The organism is Massilia aerilata (assembly GCF_042656905.1).
Classification (GTDB): domain Bacteria; phylum Pseudomonadota; class Gammaproteobacteria; order Burkholderiales; family Burkholderiaceae_D; genus Telluria; species Telluria aerilata.
Window position 1 is genome coordinate 43,501 of record NZ_JBHSMZ010000012.1, and the last position, 24,707, is coordinate 68,207.

General features: G+C 65.9%; 25 protein-coding genes. 6 read left to right on the top strand and 19 right to left on the bottom strand.

What is annotated here, in order from left to right; all coding sequences use genetic code 11:
• From astD to ACFPO9_RS16485, 6 genes are all read right to left on the bottom strand, one after another.
• Positions 1–1,470, bottom strand: a complete 1,470-nt coding sequence (astD, locus tag ACFPO9_RS16460) for a succinylglutamate-semialdehyde dehydrogenase (protein WP_379772229.1) — start codon at positions 1,468–1,470, stop codon at positions 1–3.
• Entirely contained in the window at positions 1,463–2,497 is a 1,035-nt protein-coding gene (gene astA, locus ACFPO9_RS16465; protein ID WP_379772230.1) for an arginine N-succinyltransferase, read from the bottom strand. Before astA ends, astD begins: the two co-directional genes overlap by 8 nt.
• 22 nt (positions 2,498–2,519) lie before the next feature.
• Positions 2,520–3,572, bottom strand: a complete 1,053-nt coding sequence (locus ACFPO9_RS16470; protein WP_379772231.1) for an arginine N-succinyltransferase — start codon at positions 3,570–3,572, stop codon at positions 2,520–2,522.
• Between the two features lie 70 nt (positions 3,573–3,642).
• Positions 3,643–4,884, bottom strand: coding sequence for an acetylornithine/succinyldiaminopimelate transaminase (locus tag ACFPO9_RS16475; protein ID WP_379772232.1), 1,242 nt, complete (start codon positions 4,882–4,884; stop codon positions 3,643–3,645).
• 228 nt (positions 4,885–5,112) lie between these two features.
• Complete coding sequence (locus ACFPO9_RS16480) at positions 5,113–6,054, bottom strand: GlxA family transcriptional regulator (RefSeq protein ID WP_379772234.1); 942 nt, start codon at positions 6,052–6,054, stop codon at positions 5,113–5,115.
• Positions 6,055–6,072: 18 nt separating this feature from the next.
• Positions 6,073–6,984, bottom strand: coding sequence for a DMT family transporter (locus ACFPO9_RS16485; RefSeq protein WP_379772236.1), 912 nt, complete (start codon positions 6,982–6,984; stop codon positions 6,073–6,075).
• Between the two features lie 77 nt (positions 6,985–7,061).
• Here ACFPO9_RS16485 and ACFPO9_RS16490 point away from each other — a divergent pair, with 77 nt between their 5' ends.
• Both ACFPO9_RS16490 and ACFPO9_RS16495 read left to right on the top strand, forming a co-directional pair.
• Positions 7,062–7,343: a hypothetical protein gene (locus tag ACFPO9_RS16490; RefSeq protein WP_379772237.1), complete on the top strand. Its 282-nt coding sequence runs from the start codon at positions 7,062–7,064 to the stop codon at positions 7,341–7,343.
• Between the two features lie 9 nt (positions 7,344–7,352).
• Positions 7,353–8,186, top strand: a complete 834-nt coding sequence (locus ACFPO9_RS16495) for an HDOD domain-containing protein (RefSeq protein ID WP_379772239.1) — start codon at positions 7,353–7,355, stop codon at positions 8,184–8,186.
• A gap of 378 nt (positions 8,187–8,564) precedes the next feature.
• Here ACFPO9_RS16495 and secF read toward each other — a convergent pair whose 3' ends face one another.
• The 5 genes from secF to queA form a co-directional block, all read right to left on the bottom strand.
• Entirely contained in the window at positions 8,565–9,587 is a 1,023-nt protein-coding gene (gene secF / locus ACFPO9_RS16500) for a protein translocase subunit SecF (protein ID WP_379772241.1), read from the bottom strand.
• A 15-nt stretch (positions 9,588–9,602) separates the two neighbouring features.
• Positions 9,603–11,495 (bottom strand): protein translocase subunit SecD, encoded by a 1,893-nt coding sequence (secD, locus tag ACFPO9_RS16505; RefSeq protein WP_379772243.1) that lies wholly within the window; start codon positions 11,493–11,495, stop codon positions 9,603–9,605.
• 28 nt (positions 11,496–11,523) lie between these two features.
• Positions 11,524–11,859: a preprotein translocase subunit YajC gene (gene yajC, locus ACFPO9_RS16510; RefSeq protein WP_230029665.1), complete on the bottom strand. Its 336-nt coding sequence runs from the start codon at positions 11,857–11,859 to the stop codon at positions 11,524–11,526.
• Positions 11,860–12,054: 195 nt separating this feature from the next.
• Positions 12,055–13,194 carry a tRNA guanosine(34) transglycosylase Tgt gene (gene tgt, locus ACFPO9_RS16515; protein WP_379772245.1) on the bottom strand — a complete coding sequence of 380 codons (1,140 nt, stop codon included), beginning with the start codon at positions 13,192–13,194 and terminating at the stop codon, positions 12,055–12,057.
• Between the two features lie 6 nt (positions 13,195–13,200).
• Positions 13,201–14,232 (bottom strand): tRNA preQ1(34) S-adenosylmethionine ribosyltransferase-isomerase QueA, encoded by a 1,032-nt coding sequence (queA, locus tag ACFPO9_RS16520; RefSeq protein WP_379772311.1) that lies wholly within the window; start codon positions 14,230–14,232, stop codon positions 13,201–13,203.
• Positions 14,233–14,319: 87 nt separating this feature from the next.
• Here queA and recG point away from each other — a divergent pair, with 87 nt between their 5' ends.
• Positions 14,320–16,413, top strand: coding sequence for an ATP-dependent DNA helicase RecG (gene recG, locus ACFPO9_RS16525; protein WP_379772247.1), 2,094 nt, complete (start codon positions 14,320–14,322; stop codon positions 16,411–16,413).
• Between the two features lie 88 nt (positions 16,414–16,501).
• On the opposite strand, the gene ACFPO9_RS16530 is transcribed toward recG, so the two are convergent.
• Positions 16,502–16,765: a hypothetical protein gene (locus ACFPO9_RS16530; RefSeq protein ID WP_379772248.1), complete on the bottom strand. Its 264-nt coding sequence runs from the start codon at positions 16,763–16,765 to the stop codon at positions 16,502–16,504.
• Between the two features lie 157 nt (positions 16,766–16,922).
• On the opposite strand from ACFPO9_RS16530, the gene ACFPO9_RS16535 reads away from it, so the two are divergent.
• A complete protein-coding gene (locus ACFPO9_RS16535; protein ID WP_379772250.1) occupies positions 16,923–17,666 on the top strand; it encodes a CPBP family intramembrane glutamic endopeptidase in 744 nt (247 codons plus the stop codon).
• On the opposite strand, the gene ACFPO9_RS16540 is transcribed toward ACFPO9_RS16535, so the two are convergent.
• Both ACFPO9_RS16540 and ACFPO9_RS16545 read right to left on the bottom strand, forming a co-directional pair.
• The gene (locus tag ACFPO9_RS16540) at positions 17,667–18,008 is read right to left on the bottom strand and encodes a hypothetical protein (RefSeq protein ID WP_379772251.1); all 342 of its coding nucleotides are present in this window, start codon (positions 18,006–18,008) and stop codon (positions 17,667–17,669) included.
• A gap of 90 nt (positions 18,009–18,098) precedes the next feature.
• Positions 18,099–19,073 (bottom strand): GlxA family transcriptional regulator, encoded by a 975-nt coding sequence (locus tag ACFPO9_RS16545; RefSeq protein WP_379772252.1) that lies wholly within the window; start codon positions 19,071–19,073, stop codon positions 18,099–18,101.
• 89 nt (positions 19,074–19,162) lie between these two features.
• Here ACFPO9_RS16545 and ACFPO9_RS16550 point away from each other — a divergent pair, with 89 nt between their 5' ends.
• The gene (locus ACFPO9_RS16550; RefSeq protein ID WP_379772254.1) at positions 19,163–19,852 is read left to right on the top strand and encodes a DJ-1/PfpI family protein; all 690 of its coding nucleotides are present in this window, start codon (positions 19,163–19,165) and stop codon (positions 19,850–19,852) included.
• 40 nt (positions 19,853–19,892) lie between these two features.
• Here the strand turns inward: ACFPO9_RS16550 and ACFPO9_RS16555 are convergent, their stop codons facing one another.
• The 5 genes from ACFPO9_RS16555 to pyrC all read right to left on the bottom strand — a co-directional run bounded on the left by ACFPO9_RS16555 (position 19,893) and on the right by pyrC (position 23,718).
• Complete coding sequence (locus ACFPO9_RS16555; protein ID WP_379772256.1) at positions 19,893–20,294, bottom strand: hypothetical protein; 402 nt, start codon at positions 20,292–20,294, stop codon at positions 19,893–19,895.
• Between the two features lie 150 nt (positions 20,295–20,444).
• Positions 20,445–20,819, bottom strand: coding sequence for a 50S ribosome-binding protein YggL (locus tag ACFPO9_RS16560; protein ID WP_379772257.1), 375 nt, complete (start codon positions 20,817–20,819; stop codon positions 20,445–20,447).
• A gap of 18 nt (positions 20,820–20,837) precedes the next feature.
• Positions 20,838–21,836 carry a Gfo/Idh/MocA family protein gene (locus ACFPO9_RS16565; RefSeq protein WP_379772259.1) on the bottom strand — a complete coding sequence of 333 codons (999 nt, stop codon included), beginning with the start codon at positions 21,834–21,836 and terminating at the stop codon, positions 20,838–20,840.
• Complete coding sequence (locus ACFPO9_RS16570; protein ID WP_379772261.1) at positions 21,829–22,662, bottom strand: DUF3025 domain-containing protein; 834 nt, start codon at positions 22,660–22,662, stop codon at positions 21,829–21,831. Before ACFPO9_RS16570 ends, ACFPO9_RS16565 begins: the two co-directional genes overlap by 8 nt.
• A gap of 6 nt (positions 22,663–22,668) precedes the next feature.
• Positions 22,669–23,718, bottom strand: a complete 1,050-nt coding sequence (gene pyrC / locus ACFPO9_RS16575; protein WP_379772262.1) for a dihydroorotase — start codon at positions 23,716–23,718, stop codon at positions 22,669–22,671.
• Positions 23,719–23,887: 169 nt separating this feature from the next.
• On the opposite strand from pyrC, the gene ACFPO9_RS16580 reads away from it, so the two are divergent.
• Entirely contained in the window at positions 23,888–24,604 is a 717-nt protein-coding gene (locus tag ACFPO9_RS16580) for a sulfite exporter TauE/SafE family protein (RefSeq protein ID WP_379772264.1), read from the top strand.
• The last annotated feature ends 103 nt before the right edge of the window (positions 24,605–24,707 follow it).

Here is a 24,707-nt window from a genome sequence, read left to right on the forward strand (position 1 = left end):
TTAAAAGCTCAGTCCAGGCGACAGTTTGGCCGGCATTTCCAGCTCGGCGGTTTCGATCGAGGCGACCGGGTAGGCGCAGTAGTCGGCAGCGTAGTAGGCGCTCGGGCGGTGGTTGCCGGATTTGCCGACGCCGCCGAAAGGCGCCGAGCTGGCCGCGCCGGTGGTCGGGCGGTTCCAGTTCACCACGCCGGCCCTGGCCTTGATGGCGAAGCGCTTCCACAGTTCTTCCGATGGTGACAGCAGCGCGGCGGCCAGGCCGAATTCGGTGGCGTTGGCGGCCTTGATGGCGCTGTCGAAGTCCGGCACGCGCACGATCTGCAGCAGGGGGCCGAACCATTCCTCGTCCGGGATGCCTTGCGCATCGGTGACGTCGACGATGCCCGCGGTGACGAAGCCGGCATTCGGATCGAGCTGGCGCATCTGCAGCAGCACCTTGCCGCCCTTCTGTTCCATCATCTGCTGCGCTTCGACCAGACGCTGGGCCACCTGCGCGGACACCACCGGGCCCATGAAGGGCTGCGGCTCGGCGTTCGAGGGGCCGACCACCAGCCTGGCGGCGACTTCCACCAGGCGGTCGATGAAGGCTTGTCCCTCCGGGGTGTCGTGCACGATCAGGCGGCGCGCGCAGGTGCAGCGCTGGCCGGCCGAAATGAACGCCGACATCACGGCGTGGTGGACGGCGGGGTCGATGTCCTTGACGTCCCACACGACCAGCGGGTTGTTGCCGCCCATTTCCAGCGCCAGCATCTTGCCCGGCATGCCGCCGAACTGTTTATGCAGGGCGGCGCCGGTCTGGCTGGAGCCGGTGAACAGGATGCCGTCGACGTCGGCGTTGGCGCCCAGCGCCATGCCGGTCTCGCGGCCGCCGTTGACCAGGTTCAGCACGCCTTTCGGCAGGCCGGCCTGTTCCCACAGCTGGACCGTGCGCACGGCCGTGCGCGGCGCGAATTCGCTGGGCTTGAAGACGACCGTGTTCCCGGCGATCAGGGCCGGCACGATGTGGCCGTTCGGCAGGTGGCCGGGGAAGTTGTAGGGGCCGAACACGGCGAACACGCCATGCGGGCGGTGGCGCAGCACGGCATTGCCGTCGGCGACCTTGCTGGCCACTTCGCCGGTGCGGGCGCCGAAGGACTGGACCGAGATGTCGACCTTGTTGGCCATGGTCGTGACTTCGGTGCGGGCTTCCCACAAGGGCTTGCCGACTTCCTCGGCGATGATCGCGGCCAGTTCCTCGTTGTGCTCCTTGAGCAGGTCGCGGAAACGCTGGCAGACGGCGACACGCTGCTCGAGCGGGGTCAGGGCCCAGTCTTCGAAGTGCGCGCGGGCGGCCTGCACAGCGCGCGCCACGTCCTCTTTCGAGGATTCCTTGCTGGTCCAGGTCTGGCGGCCGGTGGACGGATCGATCGTGACCAGCTCCTGGCCACTGCCGGCGAGCCACTCGCCGTCGATGTAATTGGAGAGATTAGCCATGCGAATTTTTCCTTACATTGAGTGACAGCGTGCGCACCGGGTCGCCCGCCTGGCAATGCAGCAGCTGCAGTTCGCGCACGTTCAGCGCCACCCTGGCGCCGCCGTCGCAGGTTTGCGTGAGGATCATGCGGAAGTCCTCGAGTTTCGTGTTCGAGACCAGGGTGATGTCGCACTCGCCTTCCGGGACGCCCTCTTCCGCCACGGTCGCCACGCTGTCGCGCACCGCGCGCAGCTCGGACACGCGGCCTTGCAGCACCGGGCCGGCGTCGAAGATGTCGACGTAACCTTCGTAGTGCATGCCTTCCTGCTCCAGCAGCTTGCGCGCCGGGAGCGTGGAGCGGTGCACCTGGCCGATCACGGCCTGCGCATCTTCCGGCAGGTAGTCCACGTACAGCGGCTGGCGCGGCATCAGTTCGGCGATGAAGGACTTCTTGCCGAGCGCGGTCAGGCCATCGACGTGGTCGAAATCCATCTTGAAGAAGTGGCGGCCCAGGCCCTCGTAGAAGGGCGAGGTGCCGTCGTCGAGCTGGAAACCGCGCATCTCGGCGATGATCTTTTCGGTGAACAGCTGCTGGAACTGGGCGATGAACAGGAAGCGGCTCTTCGACAGGAACTTGCCGTTATGGCCGGTGCGGTATTCCGGCATCAGGAACAGCGAGCACAGTTCGCTCGAACCGGTCAGGTCGTTCGACAGGTAGAGCGTGTCCATGCGCGTGAACACGCCCAGCTCGCGGCTGGAGTGGACCAGGGTGCCGATGCGGTAGTTATAAAAGGGCTCGGTCAGGCCGACCGCGCCCTTGATGGCGCACACGCCAGCCAGGCGATGGTTGGCGGTGTCCTCCATCACGAACATGTAGTCGCGTTTTTCGGGCGGGATGGCCTGGGCGAAGGAAGCGACGGCGGTCTCGACGCGCTCGCCGAGCATCGCGCGGTCCGGCTTCAGCGTCGTCATGCCGCTGCCGACCTGGCGCGCCATCTCGATCAGGGGATCGATGTCGTCGAGGGTGATTGCGCGAATTACGAGCATGGATTCCTCTTGGTGGGGTGCGTCAGATGCGCACGCAGATGACGTTGTCGCCGGGCGCGACGCCGAGCGCCTGCTGGGCCCAGGCGGGCAGGCACAGCGACTCGCTGCTGTCGGCCGGCGCGCAGGCCACGACGATGGCGCGGAACTTGCGCTCGCTGCTGGCCACGGCGTAGTCGACCAGCGAATGCGGACCTGCGGACGCGCCGGCCGGCTGGTCCTGGGTCGCGACCTTGCGCACCATCGCGCTGCGGAAGGAGCGCAGCGCGTTCTTGTGTGCCTGCAGGATCGGGCCGCCGTCGAAGATGTCGATGTACTCGTCGGCTTCGAAGCCCTCTTCCGTCAGCAGATCGAAGGCCAGCTGGCCGCTCGGGTGGATCTGGCCGAGCGCCGCCTGCGCCGGGCCGGGCAGCAGCGGCACATACACCGGGTAGTGCGGCATCAGCTCGACGATCAGGGTGCGGTTGCGGGCGCCGCCGATGGTGCGCTCGGCATCGAGGAAGTCCATCTTGAAGAACTTGCGGCCCAGCGCGTCCCAGAACGGCGACTGGCCGTCATCGTCGGTGACGCCGGCCAGCGGCACGAAGAAGCGGTCGCCGAAGCGGTGCGGCGCCAGCACCGAATACAGCAGGCGCGCGCGCGACAGCAGGGCCGCTTCGTGGGCGGCGCTGTCGCTTTGGCGGACGCTCTGGCTGATGAAGAAGCCGGACAGCTGCGAGTAGGCGGTCAGCTCCGAGCACAGGGTGAGCGCGTGCACGCTGTGGCTGATGTTCAGGTCGCGCGAGACCTGCTGGATCACGTCGTTGCGGAAGGCGAAATAGGTGCCGTTCGAACCGGCCGAGGCGTGGATCGCGGCGGTGCCGGCCAGCTCGCGGGTGGCGAGGTCCTCCAGCACGAACAGGTAGGTTTCCTCGCTGGGGATGTCGACGTGGGCCGCGAACGAGGCGACCGAGCGCTCGACCAGGGCGGCGATCTTCTCGCGCGTGCGCGGCAGGGTATGCACTCCCGGCATGGAGGCGGCCAGCAGCGTCTCGAGGGCGCCGACATCCGCGGGCTCTACCGGACGGACAACATACATGGGAACTCCCGATCTTGGGTCGGACAAGCCGGCTGCTTGCGCGGCCGGCCGGGCGGCTTCGGCTATCCGATCAGCCGGCGATGAAGGCTTGGGCGGCGTCGCGCATGATGCGGTCGGCTTCGATCAGCTGCTCGTCCGAGACCACCAGCGCGGGCGCCAGGCGCACCACGTCCGGGCCGGCGATCAGCAGCATCAGGCCCAGCTTCTCGGCGGTCTTGGTGTAGTCCTTGGCGCGGCCCTTGTTTCCTTCGGCCATCGGCAGGCCGATCAGCAGGCCCTTGCCGCGCGGCTTGCCGAACAGCTGCGGGAAGTCGTTCGAGAGTTTTTCCAGCTGGGCGAACAGCTTGGCGCTGGCTTCGTTCACGCGCGCCAGGAAGGACGGCTGGTTGATCTGCTCGACCACGTTCAGGGCGACGGTCGCGGCCAGCGGGTTGCCGCCGTAGGTGGTGCCGTGCGAGCCGACGTTGAAGTGCTGCGCGATCTCGTCGGTGGTCAGCATGGCGCCGATCGGGTAGCCGTTGCCGAGGGCCTTGGCCGAGGTCAGGATGTCCGGGGTCACGCCCACGTTCATGTAGTCGTACAGGGCGCCGGTGCGGCCCACGCCCGACTGCACTTCATCGAACACCAGCAGGGCGCCGGTCTTGTCGCACAGCTCGCGCAGCGCCTTCAGGAAGTCGATGTCGCCCGGGATCACGCCACCTTCGCCCTGGATCGGCTCGACGATCACGGCGGCGACGTCATCGGTGATGGCGGTGCGCGCCGACTCGATGTCGTTGTAGGCGATGTGGTTGATTTCCTGCGGCAGCGGCTCGAAGCCCTCGGTGTACTTCGGCTGGCCGCCGACGGACACGGTGAACAGGGTGCGGCCGTGGAAGGACGACAGGCAGGACACGATGCGCGACTTGTGCGGGCCGAACTTGGTGTGCGCGTACTTGCGCGCCAGTTTCAGGGCGGCTTCGTTGGCTTCGGCGCCGGAATTGCAGAAGAAGGCGCGGTCGGCGAAGGTGGCGGCGGTCAGGATGGATGCCAGGCGCAGCACCGGCTCGTTGGTGTAGCCGTTACCGAGGTGCCACAGGGTGTTGACCTGGCGCGTGACGGCGTCGACCAGCAGCGGGTTGCAATGGCCGAGGCTCGAAACGGCGATGCCGGAAGTGAAATCGAGGTAATGCTTGCCTTCCTGGTCCCAGACGTCGAGACCGGCGGCGCGCACCGGCACCATGGCGGCCGGGGCGTAGGTCGGGACGAGGACCTCGTCGAAAGTCTGGCGTGTGACAGGCAGCGAAGTGACACCCGATTCGAGCTTAGCATTCATGACGTTCTTCCTCATCCAAATAAGAGTCGCGCGAACTCCAGCAGCCGCGCCGAGCGCCCCATTATAAAAAGCCCACCCTTGCAGTTCTTTTCAAACTGCGACAGGCATTTTCATTTTTGGACGAGCAACATTTGCGCAACCCCAAACCGGGGTCAGACCCCGATTTTTGGCAATGTCATTTGAACAATTTCCAAAATAAGGGCTCTGACCCCGGTTTGATGGAACTCGTTACTCTGCTAATTTCCGCTGGCGTTCTTCGCGGGGCGTGTTGCCGAACTGGGCGCCGAAGGCGGTGGAGAAGTGGGAGCCGGAGGAGAAGCCGCACATCAGGCCGACCTGCACGATCGAGTGATTGGTGTCGCGCAGCAGCTGGCGGGCGCGTTTGAGGCGCAGTTCGAGGTAGTAGCGTGAAGGCAGGCTGCCCAGGTATTGCTTGAACAGGCGCTCCAGCTGGCGCCGCGAAATGCCGGCCAGCTGGGCGATGTCGTCGGTCGAGAGCGGCTCTTCGATGTTGGCTTCCATCAGCGTCACGGCCTCGGTCAGCTTGGGCTGCAATACCCCGAAGCGGGCCTGCAGGGCCACGCGCTGGCGTTCTTCCTGGCCGCGCACGCGGTCGACGCAGAGGATTTCCTTGACCTGAGCCTGGACCGTGGCGCCGAACAGGATGTCGACCAGGGTCAGCGCGAAGTCGATGCTGGCGCCGCCGCCGCAACAGCTCAGGCGCGCGCCGTCGATTTCGTACAGATGGGGGCTCAGCATGGATTGGTCGGCGATGGCGTCGGCGTCCGGGTACAGCGACCAGGGCAGCGCGGTGCGCGCACCAACGAAGGCGCCCGCTTCGGCCAGCCACAGCACGCCGGCGCCCACGCCTCCCCAGCAGGGCGCGGCGCGGCAGCGCTGGGACAGCAGCCGCATGTTGGCCGGGCGCAGGCCGGCTTCGGCTTCATCGGCGACCAGCAGCACCAGGTGCCAGTGGCGCTGGGCGTCGCCGGCGAATTTGTCCGGGCTGCGCACGTCGACGATCAGGCGCGCCGGCCCCACCATCTTGGCCGCCAGGCGCAGCGGCTGCACGATGCCGGACCAGGTCAGGGAATCCGGCTCGCCGGCATTCACCAGCAGCACACGCAGCGGCGCTTCCCGCGCGAGGCTGGACAGTTCAGCGGGCTGCATGGGGACGGATCAGGGTCATTACTCGGGGGCGAGCGCGGCGGCTGGCCGGCTCTCGGCATTCCATTGACTGACAATCATACCGGAGATCAACAGCGCCGCGCCCAGCCAGCCGCGCGCCGTCATCGCCTCGCCCAGCCAGAAATAGCCGAAGAAGGCCGCCGCGCCCGGCTCGAAGGCGTAGATCACGGCCGCCTCGTTGGCGGTGGTGCGCGACTGGCCCCAGACCTGCAGCGAGATGATGGCGGCGGTGCAGACCACGCCCAGGTAGGCGAAATTCGGCCAGTAGGCCAGCAGGTTGCCGCCAATGTAGCGCCAGTAATTGCCGCCGTCTTCGAGCATCCCGAAGCCGCGCGGCGCCTCGCGCAGCAGCAGCCACACGGCCGCGCAGACGGCCACGGTGCCGATCTGCGCCGCGGTCACGCTCAGCAGGCGTTGCGCCGTGCGGGTGCGGATTTCCATGAGCTTGACGTAGGCGCCGAAGCAGAAGGCGCCCAGCAGGGCCAGGGTATCGCCCCGGCCCCAGGCCCCGCCGTCCCAGCACAGCGCCGCCAGGCCGGCCACCGCCAGCACCAGCGCGAGCACGATGCGGCGCTCCGGCAGGCGGCCGCCGAGAATGCCCAGCAGCGGCACCACCAGCACATTCAGGCCGGTGATGAAGGCGTTGCGGTTCGAGCTGGTCAGGGCCAGGCCCTCGACCTGGAACAGGTAGCAGAAGAACAGGACCATGCCCAGCAGCACGCCGGAGCGCAGGTCGCTCACATGGGCGCGCCACAGGAAAGGCGACAGGATCAGCACCGCGAGGGCGAAGCGCGTCAGGATGATCCACACCGGCGAGAAGGTCGCAGTGAGATCTTTCATGGCGGGGAAGGTCGTGCCCCACACGAGAACGACGAGGATGAGGGCGGCAATGCCGCGCAGTTGCTGGGTCATGGGGCGATATGGTACCAGCCGCAGAGGCGCGCAGGCCGCTATAATCCGTGCATGTTCAAGGAAAGGAAAACCGACTCGTGAAAACTGCCCTGCTCGACGGTAAAAAGCCGCCCCATTTCGACAAGCACATCATCGGCAACATCTTGCTCGATATCGCCCCTGCCGACGAGGTGCGCCAGGAGAAGATGGTGATCGGCGTGCGCAACGACGCCGGCGAGATCTATCGCCTGATTGGCGCCACCAAGGTCAACAGCTTCATGAACGCGGTCGAGGAACTGTTCGACCTGGGCCTGGTTGACGAGCTGCAAGACACGGAAGAGCCGCGCGACGGCTGCGACGCGATCTTCAGCGAGCCCTGATATTTCCCCATGGAAAGACTCGACGCCCTCAAGAGCATCGCCGCGCAGGCCGGGCGTGGCGAGCTGGCCTTTCCGACCCACGTCAACGCCACGCTCAAGCTGCAGCGGGCGCTGAGCGATCCCGACTGCCACGTCGAGGAAGCCGCGCGCCTGGTGCAGGCCGAGCCGCTGCTGGCCGCGCGCACCGTCGCCATCGCCAACTCGGCCGCCTACAACCGCGCGGGCAATGACGTCACCAATGTCCGCGCCGCCGTGCAGCGGGTGGGCTTCCGCACGCTGGGCGCGCTGGCCGCGTCCGTGATCGTGCGCCAGCTGGCCAGCGGCGTCACCGACCCGCTGCTGCGCGCCAAGGCCGACCAGCTGTGGCAGCACTCGGCCAACGTCGCCGCGCTCGCGCTGGTGATCGCGCGCCGCGTCTCCTTCGTCGATCCGGACACGGCGATGTTCGCCGGCATCGTGCACGAGGTCGGCGGCTTTTACCTGCTGTCACGCGCGGCCGAATTCCCCGGTCTGCTGGACGGCGGCGCCGACGAATGGATCGAATACGGCCAGGTCGACATCGGCCGCGGCGTCCTGCTCAAGCTGGGCATCCCGACGCCCGTGATGGATGCGATCGAAGCGCTGTGGAACGGCATGCGCGCGCTGCCGCCGGAAACCCTGGGCGACACCCTGATGCTGGCCAAGGACCTGGCGCCCATCCCCTCTCCCCTGCTCGAGCGTCCAGGCTTCAGCCCGGCCCAGGCCAGCGCCACCATCGATTTCGCGGTCGGCGACGGCACCCTGGCGCTGATCCTGCGGGAGTCGGAAGAGGAAGTGCGCAGCCTGGTCAACGCGCTGGACTGACACGCGCGCGCAAAAAAAAACGCCCGCTACAAAGAGCGGGCCAAGTCCAAAACTAGGGATGTCCTGAAAGAGACAGCTTCATATTAGTTCCCTGAATCGAAACACTCTGTGCGCGAACTCACATTTTGTTAAATCTTTTAAGATGACGCTTGAAACAACTCAGCAGTACATCTTGTTCCAGATCAGCACAAAAAAAAACCCGCTCCAGCGGAGCGGGTGAAGTCCAAAACTAGGGATGTCCTGAAAGAGACGAGTCCATCTTAAGTCCGCCTTAAGAACACCTCTGTGCGGTGCTTCACTTATAAAAGAAATCGTACGCAATCAACAAAAAAGCCGCCAACGGCCGGGGCCGTAGGCGGCTTTTTGTATTGACGACGGTTAAACGACAGCGCCGTCGGTCTCGTCGCGTTCCTTGATCGGCTTGATCAGGTCTTCGCGTTTGACGCCCAGCCACTTGGCGATGGCGGCCGCCACGAATACGGACGAATAGATACCGAACAGGATGCCGATGGTCAGCGCGACAGCGAAGTAATGCAGGGCCTGGCCGCCGAAGAACAGCATCGACAGCACCATCATCTCGGTACAGCCGTGGGTGATGATGGTACGCGAGATGGTGCTGGTGATCGCGTGGTCGATGACCTCGGTCACGCTCATCTTGCGCTGCTTGCGGAAGGTTTCGCGGATCCGGTCGAAGATCACGACCGATTCGTTGACGGAGTAGCCCAGCACCGCCAGCACCGCCGCCAGCACGGTCAGCGAGAATTCCCACTGGAAGAAGGCGAAGAAGCCCAGGATGATCACGACGTCGTGCAGGTTGGCGATGATCGCCGCCACCGCGAACTTCCATTCGAAGCGCACGGCCAGGTAGATCACCACGCCGACCACCACCATGATCAGAGCGTTCAGGCCATTCTGCGCCAGCTCTTCACCGACCGAGGGGCCGACGAATTCGACGCGCTGCAGGTGCACGGCCTCGACGCCGGCCGCGGTCACGCAGCTGGCACGGGTAACGCTTTCGCCCTTCTCGGTAGTCTGCTGGACCTGCTTGCTGGTACCGTTTTCGGCCGCGCACAGGGCGTCGAAGACCGTGGTCGAGGCGCTCGCGCCCGGCAAGTCCTTGCGGGTCGGCAGGCGCATGATGACGTCCTGGGCCGAGCCGAAGCTGGTCACTTCCGGCTGCTCATAGCCCAGCTTTTCCAGGCTGCGGCGGATTTTTTCCTGGTCCGCCGCATGCGGGTAGCGCAGCTCCATGGTGGTGCCGCCGGTGAACTCCACCGAGAAGTGCAGGGGCTTGGTGATCAGGAAGAACACCGCGGCAACGAAGGTCAGCGCCGAAATCACGTTGAAGATCAACGCGTGGCGCATGAACGGGATGTCCCGTTTAATCTTGAAAAATTCCATGTCTTTCCTCGCTGCTTATTTCTTGGCTGCGGACTTGGCGCCCGCCGCGGTGATGCCCGGTTCCCAGACGGTACCGATGGCGATCTTGCCCAGCTTCTTCTTGCGGCCGTACCAGAGGTTCACCACGCCGCGCGAAAGGAACACGGCCGAGAACATCGAGGTCAGGATGCCCAGGCAGTGCACGACCGCGAAACCGCGCACCGCGCCCGAACCGAACACCAGCAGGGCCAGGCCGACGATCAGGGTGGTCACGTTGGAGTCGAGGATGGTCGCCCACGCGTGGCTGAAGCCGGCCGCGATCGCCGCCTGCGGCGTATTGCCCGCACGCAGTTCCTCGCGGATGCGCTCGTTGATCAGCACGTTGGCGTCGATCGCCATACCCAGCGCCAGCGCGATTGCGGCAATGCCCGGCAGGGTCAGCGTGACTTGCAGCATCGACAGGATGCTCAGCAGGAACAGCAGGTTACAGGCCAGGGCCACCACGCTGAAGAAGCCGAACAGCTGGTAGTAGATGATCATGAAGATCGCAATCGCCACGAAGCCCCACACGGTCGAGTGCAGACCCTTGGCGATGTTCTCGGCGCCCAGCTGCGGGCCGACCACGCGTTCTTCGATGAACTCCATCGGCGCCGACAGGGCGCCGGCGCGCAGCAGCAGGGCCAGCTCGGCGGCTTCCTGCGGCGTGCGCATGCCGGTGGTGCGGAAGTTCGCGCCGAATTCGCCCTGGATGGTGGCGACCTGCAGCACGGTGTACTTGCCCTTCTCTTTCAGCAGGGTGGCCATGCGCTTGCCGGTGCGTTCGCGGGTCATGGCGCGCATGGCGCGGCCGCCTTCGGCGTTCAGCTCGATGTTCACGGCCGGACGCTGGTTTTCGTCGAAGCCCGGGGTGGCGCTGATGATCGATTTACCGGTGACCACGGCGTCTTTCGATACCACCACCGGCACGTCGCGGCCCTGGGTGAACAGTTCCGAATTCAGCGGAATCGCGGCGCTCAGTTCGGTGCCCGGCGTGATGCTGTCGTCGGTGATGCGGTATTCCAGCGTGGCGGTGCGGCCGATGATGTCCTTCGCATGGGCGACGTCCTGCACGCCCGGCAGCTGCACCACGATGCGGTCGCGGCCCTGCTGCTGGATCACCGGCTCGGTGGTGCCGAGTTCGTTGATGCGCTTGCCCAGGGTGCTGATGTTCTGCTTGACGCCCTCGTCCACGGCTTTCTGCAGCGCGTCCGGCTTCAGGCTCGCGACCAGCTTGAGGTCGGTGCCGTCGGCGGTCTCGGCGAAGGCCAGGTCGGGATTCGCATTGGCCAGCACGCTGCGCGCCTTGGCGCGGGTTTCGGCGTCGCGGAAGCGGATTTCGACGCGGTCGCCGACGCGGTCGATGCCGGCGTGGCGCACCTTCTGGTCGCGCAGCAGGGTGCGGGCCGAGGACTGGATGCCCTTGACGCGCGAGTCCAGGATTTCCTTGGCGTTGACCTGCAGCAGGAAGTGCACGCCGCCGCGCAGGTCCAGGCCCAGGTTCATTGCCTGTGCGCCCAGCTTCTGCATCCAGAACGGGGTGTTCTTCGCCAGGCCGACGGTGACGATGTAGTCGGGGTCGGTCTGGTCGCGGTTCAGGTCGCGCTCGAGGGCCAGCTTGGCCTTGAACTGGGCGTCGGTGCTGGCGAAGCGTGCGCGCACAGCGCTGGTATCGCCGCTACCTTCCAGGCTCACCGCTTCAGGCGGGAGACCGTCGCGCCTGAGCGCCTCGGTGACCGTGCGGACGGTGTCGCTGTTGACCTTGACCGTCGCTTTCGAGGTCGTGACCTGCAGCGCCGGCGAGTCGACGAAGTAGTTCGGCGCCGTGTACAGCAGGCCAAGCAGCACTGCTGCGAGGATCAGTATGTACTTCCAGAGGGGATAGCGATTCATGATAGGGGCCGTGCGGCTGGTTACGGGGTTACAGGGCCTTCAGCGTGCCCTTCGGCAGCAAGGTGGTGACGGCGTTCTTCTGCACCACGATTTCGGTACCGGCTGCCACTTCGATGGTGACGTAGGCGTCGGCAACCTTGGAAACGCGGCCCAGCACGCCGCCGACGGTGATCACTTCGTCGCCCTTGGCCAGCGCGTCCATCATCGTCTTCATTTCCTTCTGACGCTTCTGCTGCGGACGGATCATGATGAAATACATGACCACGAACATGATGATGATCGGCGCGAACGTCGTCAGGCTGCCCATGATGCCAGGGTCGGCGGCGCCGGCTGCGGTTTGGGCGTAAGCGTTGGAAATGAACACAAGGACTCCGATTTATAAGAATGTGAAAAAACAAGCGCTGTATTCTAGCACCCGCAAACTGTCAACAGCCAGTTTCGGGGATGTGGGACCGTCATGCTTGATTGCAAGACGTTGCTGAAAAAATAATGCGGCGATCGTGGGCACGTTCGTATTGAGGCAGGGGCCTCAATACGAACGTGCCCACGTTGCATAAATTTACACGCCGCGGGCGCGGTCGGCGTTGAACTGCAGGCGGAACTCGTGGAAGCGGTCGCCATCGATCGCATCCCGGATTTCCTGCATTAAATTCAGGTAATAGTGCAGGTTGTGGATGGTATTCAGGCGCGCACCCAGAATTTCCTTCGAGCGGTGCAGGTGGTGCAGATAGGCGCGCGAAAAATTCTTGCAGCAATAGCAAGTGCAGGATTCGTCCAGCGGCGCGGTGTCATCCTTGTAGCGCGCGTTCTTGATCTTGAGGTCGCCAAAGCGGGTGAACAGCCAGCCATTGCGCGCGTTACGGGTCGGCATCACGCAGTCGAACATGTCGACGCCATTCGCCACGCCCGCCACCAGGTCTTCCGGCGTGCCCACACCCATCAGGTAATGCGGCTTGTTTTCCGGCAGGCGCGGGCCGACGTGCTCGAGGATGCGCATCATGTCTTCCTTCGGCTCACCGACGGAAAGGCCGCCGATCGCCAGGCCCGGGAAGTTGATGTCTTCGAGGCCGGCCAGCGATTCGTCGCGCAGGCGCTCGTACATGCCGCCCTGGACGATGCCGAACAGCGCGTTCGGGTTCTCGCCGCGATGGAACTCGTTCATCGAGCGCTGGGCCCAGCGCAGCGACATGCGCATCGACTTCGCGGCTTCTTCGCTCGTCGCCGGACGGCCGTCGATCTCATAGGGAGTGCATTCGTCGAACTGCATCACGATGTCCGAGTTCAGCGAGCGCTGGATCTGCATCGAGATTTCCGGCGACAGGAACAGCTTCGAACCGTCGATCGGCGAGGCGAACTTCACGCCCTCTTCCGTGATCTTGCGCATCGCGCCCAGCGAGAACACCTGGAAGCCGCCGGAGTCGGTCAGGATCGGCTTGTCCCAGCCCATGAAGCCGTGCAGGCCGCCGAACTTGTCCATCACCTCGGTGCCCGGGCGCAGCCACAGGTGGAAGGTGTTGCCGAGGATGATCTGCGAACCGACTTCCTTCAGCTCGATCGGGTCCATCGCCTTGACGGAACCGTAGGTCCCGACCGGCATGAAGATCGGCGTCTCGATGGTGCCGTGGTTGAGTTTCAAACGGCCGCGGCGCGCGTGCGACAGGCCGCTGGTGTCTTTTTTAAGGAGGGTAAATTCCAGCATCGTCTATCAATTATCTTTACGGGTGAGCAGCATCGCATCGCCATAGCTGAAGAAGCGGTATTCGCTGGCGATCGCGTGGGCGTAGGCCTTGCGGATCTCGTCGTAGCCGGCAAAGGCCGAGACCAGCATCATCAGGGTCGACTTGGGCAGGTGGAAGTTCGTGATCAGGCGGGTCACGGTCTTGAATTGGTAGCCCGGGGTGATGAACAGGCGGGTGTCGCCGCTGCCCGCCACCAGCTGGCCGGACTGCGAAGCCGATTCCAGCGCGCGCAGCGAGGTCGTGCCGACCGCCACCACGTCGCGGCCGGCGGCTTTGGCGGCGGCCACCTTGTCGACGGTCTCCTGGGCGATCGTGTACCACTCGCTGTGCATGTTGTGCTCGGCCAGGTTCTCGACGCGCACCGGCTGGAAGGTGCCGGCGCCCACGTGCAGGGTGACGTAGGCGATGTTCACGCCTTTCGCGGCCAGCTTGTCGAGCAGCGGCTGGTCGAAGTGCAGGCCGGCGGTCGGCGCGGCGACGGCGCCCGGCTCCTTCGAATAGACGGTCTGGTAACGCTGCTCGTCGAATTCGTCGGCGTCGTGGGCGATGTAGGGCGGCAGCGGCAGGCGGCCGTGGGCCTCGATCAGCTCGAACACGTCGGCCCCTTCCTGCGGAAAGTGCAGGGTGAAGAACTCGCCGGCGCGCTCGCCGGCGGTGACGTCGAATGCGTCGGCCAGGCGGATGCGCTTGCCGGGCTTGGGCGATTTGGATGCCCTGACCTGGGCCAGCACGGTGCGGTTGTCGAGCACGCGCTCGACCAGCACCTCGACCTGGCCGCCGGATTCCTTCTGGCCGAAGAAGCGCGCCTTCAGCACGCGCGTGTTGTTCATGACCAGCACGTCGCCGGCCTGGAGCTGGTCGACGATGTCGGCAAAGGTGCGATCGGTGATGCGGTCGCCGTCGAGCTGCAGCAGGCGCGAAGCGCTGCGGTCGGGCAGCGGCACCTGCGCGATGCGCGCTTCCGGCAGGTCGAAATCGAAATCGGAGAGGGAGTAGATTCTGCTCATGATGGGAAAACAGTGCCAGGAGCCTTACAATAGAAGCTCAAGCGTATGCGGCGAACCCTCTATTTTACACCAGCCTTTATGCCCGCAACCAAAGACAAGGCTGCCGCCAAGCCCGCAGCCAAGCCAGCAACATCGGTCCAGAAGACCATCGAGAGCAAATTAGCAAAGCTCGGCCTGCGCACCGACATGGACCTGGTGCTGCATCTGCCGATGCGCTACGAGGACGAGACCGAGATCGTGCCCATCCGCGAGGCCTGCCTGCGCGGCGGCCACGTCTCGCAGGTCGAAGGCATCGTCAGCAAGAATGAAATCACCTATAAACCGCGCAAGCAGCTGCTGGTGTCCATCGCCGACGAGACGTCGGACATCCAGCTGCGCTTCATGAACTTCTACGGCAGCCAGGTCAAGCAGCTGGCCGAAGGCACCCGCGTGCGGGCGCGCGGCGAGGTGCGCCACGGCTTCTTCGGCGCCGAGATGGTCCACCCGGTTTATAAAATCGTCAACGAGGGCGCGCCCCTGCCGGCTTCCCTGACGCCCGTCTACCCGGCCGGCGAAGGCCTGTCGCAGACCGTGCTGCGGCGCGCGATCGCCGACGCCATGAAGCGTGTCGACTGGACCGACACCGTGCCGCGCGCGGTGCGCGAAAAGCTGTCGCTGGCCGAGTTCCAGCCGGCCGTGCGCCTGCTGCACTACCCGCCGCCGGATGTGGACGAGAACGCGCTGATCGAAAAGACCCACCCGGCCTGGACCCGCGTGAAATTCGACGAGCTGCTGGCGCAGCAGCTGTCCCTGAAACGCGCCCAGCAGGCCAGGCGCGAAAAAGGCGCGCCGCAGCTGAGCACCGTCGGCGCGCTGTCTTCAAGCTTCCTCGAAGCCCTGCCCTTCAAGCTGACCAACGCGCAGGCGCGCGTGGTGCAGGAGATCAGCAAGGACCTGCACGAGAGCTATCCGATGCAGCGCCTGCTGCAGGGCGACGTCGGCAGCGGCAAGACCGTGGTCGCGGCGCTGGCGGCCGCCCAGGCCATCGACAGCGGTTACCAGGCGGCCCTGATGGCGCCGACCGAGATCCTGGCCGAGCAGCACTTCCGCAAGATCGCGGCCTGGATGGAGCCGCTGGGGGTGAAGGTCGCCTGGCTGACCGGCAGCCTCAAAAAGAAGGAAAAGCAGGCCGCCAGCGAGATGGCCGAATCGGGCGAAGCGAACCTGGTGATCGGCACCCACGCCCTGATCCAGGATTCGGTGCAGTTCGCGAAACTGGGCCTGGTGCTGGTCGACGAACAGCACCGCTTCGGCGTCGGCCAGCGCCTCACCCTGCGCAACAAGGGCAGCGCCGGCCTGGTGCCGCATCAGCTGATGATGTCGGCCACGCCGATCCCGCGCACGCTGGCCATGACCTATTACGCCGACCTGGAAGTGTCCGTCATCGACGAGCTGCCGCCGGGCCGCACGCCCATCGTCACGCGCGCGATCGACCAGAACCGGCGCGACGAGGTGATCGAGCGCGTGCACGCCGCGGCGCTGGAAGGCCGCCAGGTCTACTGGGTCTGCCCGCTGATCGAAGAGTCGGAGGCGCTGCAGCTGCAGACCGCCACCGACACCTTCGAGACCCTGGCGGCGTCCCTGCCCGACCTGGTGGTGGGCCTGGTCCACGGCCGCATGAAGCCGGCGGAAAAGCAGGTGATCATGGATGCCTTCTCGGCGGGGCACGTGCACGTGCTGGTGGCGACCACCGTGATCGAGGTCGGGGTCGACGTGCCGAACGCCTCGCTGATGGTGATCGAGCACGCCGAGCGCTTCGGCCTGTCGCAGCTGCACCAGCTGCGCGGCCGCGTGGGCCGCGGCTCGGCGGCGTCAGTGTGCCTGCTGCTCTACCAAAGCCCGCTCGGCCACGTCGCCAAGCAGCGCCTGATGACGATGCGCGAGACCACCGACGGCTTCGAGATCGCGCGCCGCGACCTCGAGATCCGCGGCCCCGGCGAATTCCTGGGCGCGCGCCAGTCCGGCGAAGCCATGCTGCGCTTCGCCAACCTGGAAACCGACCAGTGGATCGTCGAGCAGGCGCGCGACGTCGCGGCCTGGCTGCTGGCGTCCGACCGGCCGGAGGCAGAGGCGATCGTCGATGCGCACCTGTTGCGCTGGCTGGGCGGGCGCGAGGAATTTCTCAAGGTCTAATCTGATCGTGCCGGGCATTGCCCGACCCGACTCCCCGCGCACTCAAGCCGTCGTCCCCGCGAAGGCGGGTATCCAAGTTTGTCTGCAATCAGGCCGTGGTGTCTTCCTTGCTGGCGTGGCCGTCGTCCGGTTTGGCCTTTTTGTTCGCCTTGCCCTTGGCCTTTTTGGACTTGGCGCCAGCCTTGGCGTCCTTCGTGGCCTGCTTCTCATGCCCGGCGGCGGCCTTGGCGACCGCCGGCGAGGTGCTCGAATCGGGGGTGGTGGTCTGGGCCGGCGCCTGGGCGGGCGCGCTCTGGGCGAAAGCGGCGCCGGCGAACAGGCAGGCGCTCAGGGTCGTGATCAGCGTTTTCATTCGAATGCTCCTCCGCGTGGGCTGAGCCCCCAATGTACACCCATCCGTAAAGACGGCCTGTTCCGCGAATTCTGCCGTCCGTCGCAAAGCGATGGCCCGGCCAGTCCGTGGCCTTTACAGTGCGCTCGTCACTACAACAACAACGATGAGACCCGCCATGCACACCTCCCGCAACATCGACTCCCCGATTCCCTTCGCCATCGCCTGCGCCGTCGGCCAGTTCCTGCTGACGATCGCGATCCTCAAGTTCGGCTTCAGCCTGGCCGCCCCCGAGGCCCATGGCAAGGTCAAGCTGATCGCCTTCGCGTCGACCATCATCTACCCGCTGGTACTGGCCCAGGCCTTCGGGATGTGGCAGCGGCTGGCGCTGGGCCTGAACCGCATCCGGCTCGAGCCGGTCTTCCTCGCCAGCCTGTCGACGGCCGCGCTGTTCCTGCCCTGGGGCCTGCGCAGCGCCGACAACGGCAAGCTGCTGTCGGACTTCACGATCCAGCTCTTCAACGCCTTCGGCGAGGAGCTGCTGTTCCGCGGCGTGATCTTCGCGCTGCTGCTGTCGCTGCCGGTCTGGCGCGGCATCGTGCTGAACGGCCTGCTGTTCGGCGCCATGCACCTGATCCACGGCTTCATGGGCACCGACTGGAAGACCGCCTGCGGGCAGATGCTGGTGACCTCGGTGTGCGGCATGATGTTCACCGCCGTGCGCTACCGCACCGGCAGCCTGTGGCTGTGCGTGATCCTGCACATGGTCCTGAACCTGTGCATGATGTATTCGAAGGTGCAGGGCGCCGCCGGATCGACGGTGTTGCTGGTGGAGCGCGGCGCCAACGTGATCGAACTGGCGCTGGTGGCCTGGGTGATCCTCGCCGCGCGCCGCACTGCCGCGGCGCCGGCCGCGGCTTGATTACTCCGTCTTGGTCAGCTCGACGCCGTCGATGGTCATCTTCCATTTGCCGCCCTCGCGATGGGGCGGCTTGCTGACCACGAAGGTGGAGCGGATCAGGCTGACGCCGACGTCGAAATTGTCGCCGTTGAAGCCCTGCAGGTCGACGCTGAGGCTCAGGTCCTTGCCCGGCTGCTTGCGCTTGTATTCGACCTGGCCGTCCTGCTTGATGTTCAGCCGCATGTCCTTGCCCAGCCATTCGCCCACGTAGGCGATCTTGTCGGCGGGGACCGGCACCGGGGCCGCAAAGCCGGGTTGGGCCGCGCACAGGCAGGCGGCGAGCAGGATGGCGCGACGGATCATGAGGCTTCCTTTCAGGGACTGGTTCGGGACGGGACAGCGAAAAGTATCGATGCGCCCGCCGGCGCTGTCAAACACAAACCGATATGCACGTCAGTCCGGGGCCGGCGCATGCATCTCGCGGAACAGGCCCGGGTTCAGGCCGAAGCGCCGCGCAAAGGCTTTCGAAAACTGCCCCTGCGTGGCATAGCCGGTCCTGGCGGCGATCTCTTTCAAGGAAGCGCGGGTCTGCAGCAGCTGGCGCGCATGATCGAGCCTGAGCGTTTCGATGAAGCGGCCCGGCGTCTCGCCGGTCGCCTCGAGGAAGCGGCGGTGAAAGCTGCGCGGCGACATGCCGGCGCGTTCGGCCAGGCGCTCGACGTCCAGGGCTTCCGACAGGTGCGCGCGGATCCATTCGATCAAATCGGAGAAAGCGGTATCGGCCCTGGCCTGGGCCGCCAGCATGGGACTGAACTGCGACTGGTAGCCGGGCCGCCGCGCATACAGCACCAGGCGCTGCGCGATTCCGTTCGCCACCGGCTCGCCGAGATCGCGCGCGACCAGCGCCAGGCACATGTCGATGCCGGTGGTGACGCCGGCCGAGGTCCACACTCGGCCATCCTCGACGTACAAGGCATTGGCATCGACCTGCAGGTCCGGGTAGTGCCGGCCGAGCAGCGCGCTGCCCTCCCAGTGGGTGGCGACGCGCTTGCCCTGGATGATGCCGAAGTGGGCCAGCACGAAGGTCCCGCTGCACACCGAGCCGTAGCGCCGCGCACGGGCAGCGGCCCGCACCATCCAGGCGCGCGCGGCCTCGTCCTGCGCCAGCGCGCGCAAGCCATCCCCGCTGCCGCCGGCGACCAGCACCGTGTCCATGATTTGTGACTCCACATCACAAATCGCCTCGGTCACCAGCGCGACCCCGCAGCTGCTGGCGACCGCGCCGCCGCGCGGCGAGACGATATGCAGCCGGTAGTGCGGCCCGCCGGGCGCGTCGTTGGCGGCGCCGAACACGGCGGCCGGCCCGGTGATGTCGAGCACCTGCACGCCGTCGAAGGCCAGCAGGGCGATGTGGCGAAGCTTCTTCATTGGCAGGATTTGACCAGAGATTGGCATTCCTGCCAAGCATCGCGCACCTAGAATTTGTCCATCCCCTACCCTGCCATGGAGAATCCACGATGAGCACGTCCTGCCATATCGGCTTCCTGCTGTTCCCCCACGTGACCCAGCTCGACCTGACCGGTCCCGCGCAGATCCTGAGCCGCATTCCCGGCGCCAAAGTACACCTGCTGTGGAAGACCCTGGACCCAGTGATGACCGACGTCGGCTTCAGCATCAACCCGACCACCAGCTTCGAGGCGTGTCCGCCGCTGGACGTGCTGTGCGTGCCGGGCGGCTTCGGCATCCGCGCCCTGTTCGGCGACGGCGACACCCTCGCCTTCCTGCGCCGCCAGGGCGGACAGGCGCGCTACGTGACCTCGGTGTGCAATGGCTCGCTGGTGCTGGGCGCGGCCGGCCTGCTGGACGGATACCAAGCCGCCTGCCACTGGATGTGGCGCGACTACCTGCCGCGCTTCGGCGCGATCCCGGTGGCCGAACGCATCGTCCGCGACCGCAACCGCGTGTCGGGCGGCGGCGTCACGGCCGGCATCGACTTCGCGCTGGCGCTGGCCGCCGAACTGGCGGGCGAGGAAACGGCCAAGCTGCTGCAGCTGAATTTCGAATACGATCCGCAGCCGCCTTTCGATTGCGGTTCGCCCGCGGCGGCTGGAGAGGAGCGGGTGGCGAGGTCGCGGGCCTTGCAGGCGGAGAGGTTGAAACTGGTGGAGGAAGAGATGGATAAGCTGGCGCAATTCGCCAGCCCGTAAACGTCGTTCCCGTGCAGGCGGGAACGACGGGTCAGGGTGCTTACTTAGCCGGCGTTACGGCAGCGACGGTGGTAGCTTTGTGTTCGGCCTTGGCTTCCTTCACATCGGCCTTGGCGGCTTCCTTGGTGGCCTTGGCGTCGGCCTTGGCTTCCTTCACATCGGCCTTGGCGGCGTGCTTGGCTTCCTTGACGTCGGCTTTCGCGTCGGCCTTGGCGGCTTCCTTGCTCACCTTGGCATCGGCCTTGGCTTCCTTGACGTCGGCCTTTGCTGCCGCTTTGGTCTCTTTCACTTCAGCCTTCGCAGCCTGCTTCTCTTGCTTGGCTTCGGCCTTGGCCACTGCGGGCGCCGCGCTCGCTGCCGGGGTAGTGGCGGCAGGCGTCTGTGCTGCGAATGCCGCGGTGGCGAACAGGCCGGCGATCAGGGTAGCGATGGTCTTTTGCATGATGTGGTCCTTGGTTTTGTCTCGGGGTTGTCAGTGCACGTTTGCGTGTCACTTGAGCCTGAAACGAGGCGCCGCATCATGCTGTTGACGGCCTTTACAAAGCCTTACCGCGCTGACAAATGCTTACAAGTCAGCCGTATCGGCGCAGTTTCAGAACCTGTAGCCGTGCCAGGCGTCCTTGAAGTCCTTGGCGCGAGCGTCCGTCACTTCCTTGCGGCCGCGCAGCCAGGTCACCACCGCCTCGCGGTCTTCCTCGGTGGGCGAACCGCGCTCGATGTTGGCGATCACGCCTTCGGTCTCGCTGAACGGCTCCTTGCCGCCAAAGCCGCCGCCCAGCAGGCCGCGCCGCTCCAGGAAGCCGAAGAAGTCGTTGATGAAGTCGTGGTAGGGCTCGCCGCGCATCGGGCTGTTGAATACCAGTTCGATGTCGAAGCAGTGCTCCTTGAATTCGCCGACGCGCTGCTTCTTGCGCTGGCGGGCGTTCAGGCGGCGCATGCGGCCGTTGGTGCGGGGATCGCGTTTCATGTTTTTCTCCTTGTTGGTTTATTCGTTATGTGCAGCATCGTCGGCCGCATAATGCACGCCGATCTGGCGCCGCACCTCGTCCATCACGCCCATCAGGGCCAGCGTGTCTTCATGCGTCATGCCCGGGCTTTCGATCAGGCCGGCCTGCCAGCAGCGCTGCGCCTCGATCGCCTCGTGCACGTAGCCATTGCCGAGGAAGGGCGTGGCCACGGTGCGCGAGATGCCGTCCGCGCGCGCCACCGTCACCGTCTGGGCGCGGTGGAACATGGTATTCATGCGCACGTGGCCCTGCTCGCCGGCGATGGTCAGCTCGCTGGGCAGGCGCGCGCGCAGCGAGCAGCTGCACACCGACATGCCGCCGTCGCGGTGGCGCAGCAGGAAGCCGGTCTGCTCGTCGACGCCGGTCGGGCCGAGTTCGGCCTGCGCCGCCACCGAGGCCACGGGGCCCAGCAGCGCCACCGCGATCGACAGCGGATAGATGCCCAGGTCGAGCAGCGCGCCGCCGCCCAGCACCGGATTGAACACCCGATGCTCGTGGCCGAAATCGGCCTTGAAGCCGAGGTCCGCGATCACCTGCGTGACCTTGCCGATCTCGCCGGAGGCCACCACACGGCGCACTTCCGCCAGCGCCGGCATGAAGCGCGTCCACATCGCCTCCATCAGGAACAGCTTTTTTTCACGCGCCAGCGCCACCAGTTCTTCGGCTTCGCTGCGGTTCATCGTAAATGGCTTCTCGCACAGCACGCCCTTGCCGGCGTTCAGGGCCAGGCGCACGTTGTCGACGTGGGCCGGGTGCGGGGTGCCGACGTAGATCAGGTCGACGTCGCCGGCCTGCGCCAGTTCTTCGTAGGAGCCATAGGCGGCGCCGCCGAATTCGCCGGCGAAGGTCTTCGCGCTGTCCAAGGTGCGCGAGCCGACCCCGGCCAGCACCGCGCCCGGCGTCTCCTTCAGTGCGTTGGCGAAGGCCTTCGCGATCTTGCCGGTGCCGAGTATGCCCCAGCGAACCACATCAGTCATGCTTTCCTCCCTGGTTTGCGTTCTTGTCCGCCCGCTTGGGGCGGAATACGGTGTCGTCGAGATAAAAGGCCTCGTCTTGCGCCGGCCACCAGCCGGGCACGCCCAGTACCGGCAGCGGCGTGAAGGCTGACGTGACCAGGCCCTCGGTGCAGAGCTGGCCGGCCACCTGCATGTCGATCCAGGCGCGCCGGTCTTCCCAATCGAGATCGAACCAGGCGGCGGGCGCGAACAGCACCCGCGTATGCGCCGTGATCGCCTTGCGCGGCGCGACCAGCTTTTCCATCAGTGCGTGGCCGAACAGCAAGACCTGCGCGCTGCCGCCTGCGCCGAACAGGGCGCGCCGGGCAAACAGCGTGTCGTGCCAGCGGTGCGCACGCAGGCCCTCGGCCAGCGCCCGGCCCACATCCGCATCGCGCAGCACCAGCAGGGCCGCGTTCTCGTCGAAGATGGTGGCGGCGTCGCGCGCCGGTCCGCGCGACTTGCCCACGCCGGCTTGCGCGATCTGCGCCGCCTGCAGGGCGTTCAGCTCGCGCTTGATGAGCGGGAAGGTCTGCCACACCAGGCCGTTGAAGAAGTCGTGCAGGTTCTCGCGCGTCGGCACGCAGCCGGTGGCGCCGATGAATTCTTCGTAGGCGGTGTTGGGCGGCAGCTCGGCCTGGGGCACGAAGCGGATCGGCTGGCCGCGGTGGTTCTGCAGTCCCAGCCTGGCCGCGTTGGTATTGAACCCGTCGATGAAAGGGACGCCGGGCGCCAGGCTGTCGAAGGCGGGACGCACTGCGTCATACCACGCGCGTCCCCAGTCGATCTGCGCGATCTCCGCAGACATCCGCGCTTACAGCATCTTCCAGTTGAGCTGGTCGCCGCCGTCGAGCGGCACCAGCTGGTGCTCGCCCATCGTCACGCTGGGCGGAATGGTCCAGGCTTCGCGCTTCAGGGTCACGGTGCCCTCGTTGACCGGCAGGCCGTAGAAAGCCGGGCCGTTCAGGCTGGCGAAGGCTTCCAGTTTATCCAGCGCGCCGGCCTGTTCGAAGGCGGTGGCGTACAGCTCCATCGCGTGCAGGGCCGTATAGCAGCCGGCGCAGCCGCAGGCGCTTTCCTTGGCGTGCACCGCGTGCGGGGCCGAGTCGGTGCCGAGGAAGAAGCGCTCGTCGCCGCTGGTGGCGGCCGTGACCAGGGCCAGGCGATGTTCTTCGCGCTTCAGCACCGGCAGGCAGTAATAGTGCGGGTTGATGCCGCCCTTGAAGATCTGGTTGCGATTATATAAAAGGTGGTGCGCCGTGATGGTGGCGGCGATCGGGCCTTCGGCTTCGGCCACGTACTGGGCGGCGTCGCGGGTGGTGATGTGCTCGAACACGATCTTCAGTTCCGGGAAGTCGCGGCGCAGCGGGCGCATCACGCGCTCGATGAACACGGCTTCGCGGTCGAACAGGTCGATGTCGCCATCGGTGACTTCGCCGTGCACCAGCAGCGGCATGTCGAGCTCCTGCATCACTTCCAGGGTCTTGTAGCACTTGCGCAGGTCGGTCACGCCGGCCGCCGAGTTGGTGGTGGCGCCGGCCGGGTACAGTTTGACGGCGTGGATGAAGCCGGTCTCCTGGGCGCGGCGGATCTCGTCCGGGTCCGTGTTGTCGGTCAGGTACAGGGTCATCAGCGGCTCGAAGGCCATTCCCTGCGGCAGCGCGGCCAGGATGCGATCGCGGTAGGCGGTCGCGTCGGCGGCGGTGGTGACCGGCGGCTTCAGGTTCGGCATCACGATGGCGCGGGCGAACTGGCGCGCGGTGTGCGGCAGCACGGCGGCCATGTGCGAGCCGTCGCGCAGGTGCACGTGCCAGTCGTCGGGGCGGATGAGGGTGATGGTGTCGGGGGATTCGATGATGGACATGGCGGCTCTCGGATTGCGAACCGCGATATTTTACCTGCAGGTCTGGAAAGCGGCACGCGCCGGCCTGGGGTGCGCACGATACGTTTCCCCAAAGAACTAAAAATGCCGGAGACGTTAAAATTAAAGCATTTAAGGTTCACACTTCGGCATGGGAATCGGATTCGACACGTTGGCCCCGCTCGCGTTCATCATCGTTTTCGCCTACACGGTCTTCGGCCTGACCGGTTTCGGCTCGACCATCACCGCCATGCCGATGCTGGTGCTGGTGATCCCGCTGCGCATGGCGGTGCCGCTGATGCTGGTGTTCGACCTGGCCTCCGGCCTGCTGCTCGGCCTGAAGAACCGCCGCTTCATCGAACGCCGCGAAGCGCTGCGGCTGGCGCCCTTCATGCTGGGCGGGATGGCCTTCGGCGTGCTGGCCCTGGTCAAGGCGCCCGAGCGCATGCTGCTGGTGATCCTCGGCGTCTTCATCCTCTGCCATGCGGCCTGGAGCCTGCTGGTGCGCGGCGAACCGCAGCCGCTGGCGGGCGCCTGGGCCGCGCCCTTCGGCGCCGTCGGCGGCGTCTTCACCGCCCTGTTCGGCGCCGGCGGCCCCTTTTATACGATCTACCTGACGCGGCGCCTGCCGGACAAGCTGGCCCTGCGCGCCACCATCAGCGGCGTGCTGTTCTTCAGCGCGCTGGCGCGGCTGGTGCTGTTTTCCAGCGCCGGCCTGTACAAGCAGGAGTCGCTGGCGCTGCTGGCCGCCGTGCTGCTGCCGTGCGCATTGGCTGGACTCTACCTGGGCAACCGCCTGCACCAGCGCCTGCCCGCGGAGCGGATCCGGCAGGCGATCTGGGTGGTGCTGATCGTGGGCGGGGCCAGCCTGGTGCTGCGTAACATTTAGCCTGTGTCTTGACCGGCAAAATTTTCGCCGGCATGGCTGTCGTCCGGACATGGGCAGTGCTAGCATGTCGTCTTCATACGATATCAGATACAAGGCCGGCAAT

What these genes read in the sequence shown, in the direction of transcription:
- ACFPO9_RS16570 (WP_379772261.1), bottom strand. Translation starts at nt 22,662, where the DNA reads ATGTCTGCGGAGATCGCGCAGATCGACTGGGGACGCGCGTGGTATGAC.
- ACFPO9_RS16485 (WP_379772236.1), bottom strand. Translation starts at nt 6,984, where the DNA reads ATGACCCAGCAACTGCGCGGCATTGCCGCCCTCATCCTCGTCGTTCTC.
- astA (WP_379772230.1), bottom strand. Translation starts at nt 2,497, where the DNA reads ATGCTCGTAATTCGCGCAATCACCCTCGACGACATCGATCCCCTGATC.
- secF (WP_379772241.1), bottom strand. Translation starts at nt 9,587, where the DNA reads ATGGAATTTTTCAAGATTAAACGGGACATCCCGTTCATGCGCCACGCG.
- ACFPO9_RS16470 (WP_379772231.1), bottom strand. Translation starts at nt 3,572, where the DNA reads ATGTATGTTGTCCGTCCGGTAGAGCCCGCGGATGTCGGCGCCCTCGAG.
- ACFPO9_RS16530 (WP_379772248.1), bottom strand. Translation starts at nt 16,765, where the DNA reads ATGAAAACGCTGATCACGACCCTGAGCGCCTGCCTGTTCGCCGGCGCC.
- pyrC (WP_379772262.1), bottom strand. Translation starts at nt 23,718, where the DNA reads ATGTCCATCATCGAATCCCCCGACACCATCACCCTCATCCGCCCCGAC.
- ACFPO9_RS16495 (WP_379772239.1), top strand. Translation starts at nt 7,353, where the DNA reads ATGGAAAGACTCGACGCCCTCAAGAGCATCGCCGCGCAGGCCGGGCGT.
- ACFPO9_RS16540 (WP_379772251.1), bottom strand. Translation starts at nt 18,008, where the DNA reads ATGATCCGTCGCGCCATCCTGCTCGCCGCCTGCCTGTGCGCGGCCCAA.
- ACFPO9_RS16555 (WP_379772256.1), bottom strand. Translation starts at nt 20,294, where the DNA reads ATGCAAAAGACCATCGCTACCCTGATCGCCGGCCTGTTCGCCACCGCG.
- ACFPO9_RS16550 (WP_379772254.1), top strand. Translation starts at nt 19,163, where the DNA reads ATGAGCACGTCCTGCCATATCGGCTTCCTGCTGTTCCCCCACGTGACC.
- ACFPO9_RS16565 (WP_379772259.1), bottom strand. Translation starts at nt 21,836, where the DNA reads ATGACTGATGTGGTTCGCTGGGGCATACTCGGCACCGGCAAGATCGCG.
- astD (WP_379772229.1), bottom strand. Translation starts at nt 1,470, where the DNA reads ATGGCTAATCTCTCCAATTACATCGACGGCGAGTGGCTCGCCGGCAGT.
- ACFPO9_RS16480 (WP_379772234.1), bottom strand. Translation starts at nt 6,054, where the DNA reads ATGCAGCCCGCTGAACTGTCCAGCCTCGCGCGGGAAGCGCCGCTGCGT.
- ACFPO9_RS16545 (WP_379772252.1), bottom strand. Translation starts at nt 19,073, where the DNA reads ATGAAGAAGCTTCGCCACATCGCCCTGCTGGCCTTCGACGGCGTGCAG.
- secD (WP_379772243.1), bottom strand. Translation starts at nt 11,495, where the DNA reads ATGAATCGCTATCCCCTCTGGAAGTACATACTGATCCTCGCAGCAGTG.
- ACFPO9_RS16560 (WP_379772257.1), bottom strand. Translation starts at nt 20,819, where the DNA reads ATGAAACGCGATCCCCGCACCAACGGCCGCATGCGCCGCCTGAACGCC.
- ACFPO9_RS16535 (WP_379772250.1), top strand. Translation starts at nt 16,923, where the DNA reads ATGCACACCTCCCGCAACATCGACTCCCCGATTCCCTTCGCCATCGCC.
- ACFPO9_RS16475 (WP_379772232.1), bottom strand. Translation starts at nt 4,884, where the DNA reads ATGAATGCTAAGCTCGAATCGGGTGTCACTTCGCTGCCTGTCACACGC.
- tgt (WP_379772245.1), bottom strand. Translation starts at nt 13,194, where the DNA reads ATGCTGGAATTTACCCTCCTTAAAAAAGACACCAGCGGCCTGTCGCAC.
- recG (WP_379772247.1), top strand. Translation starts at nt 14,320, where the DNA reads ATGCCCGCAACCAAAGACAAGGCTGCCGCCAAGCCCGCAGCCAAGCCA.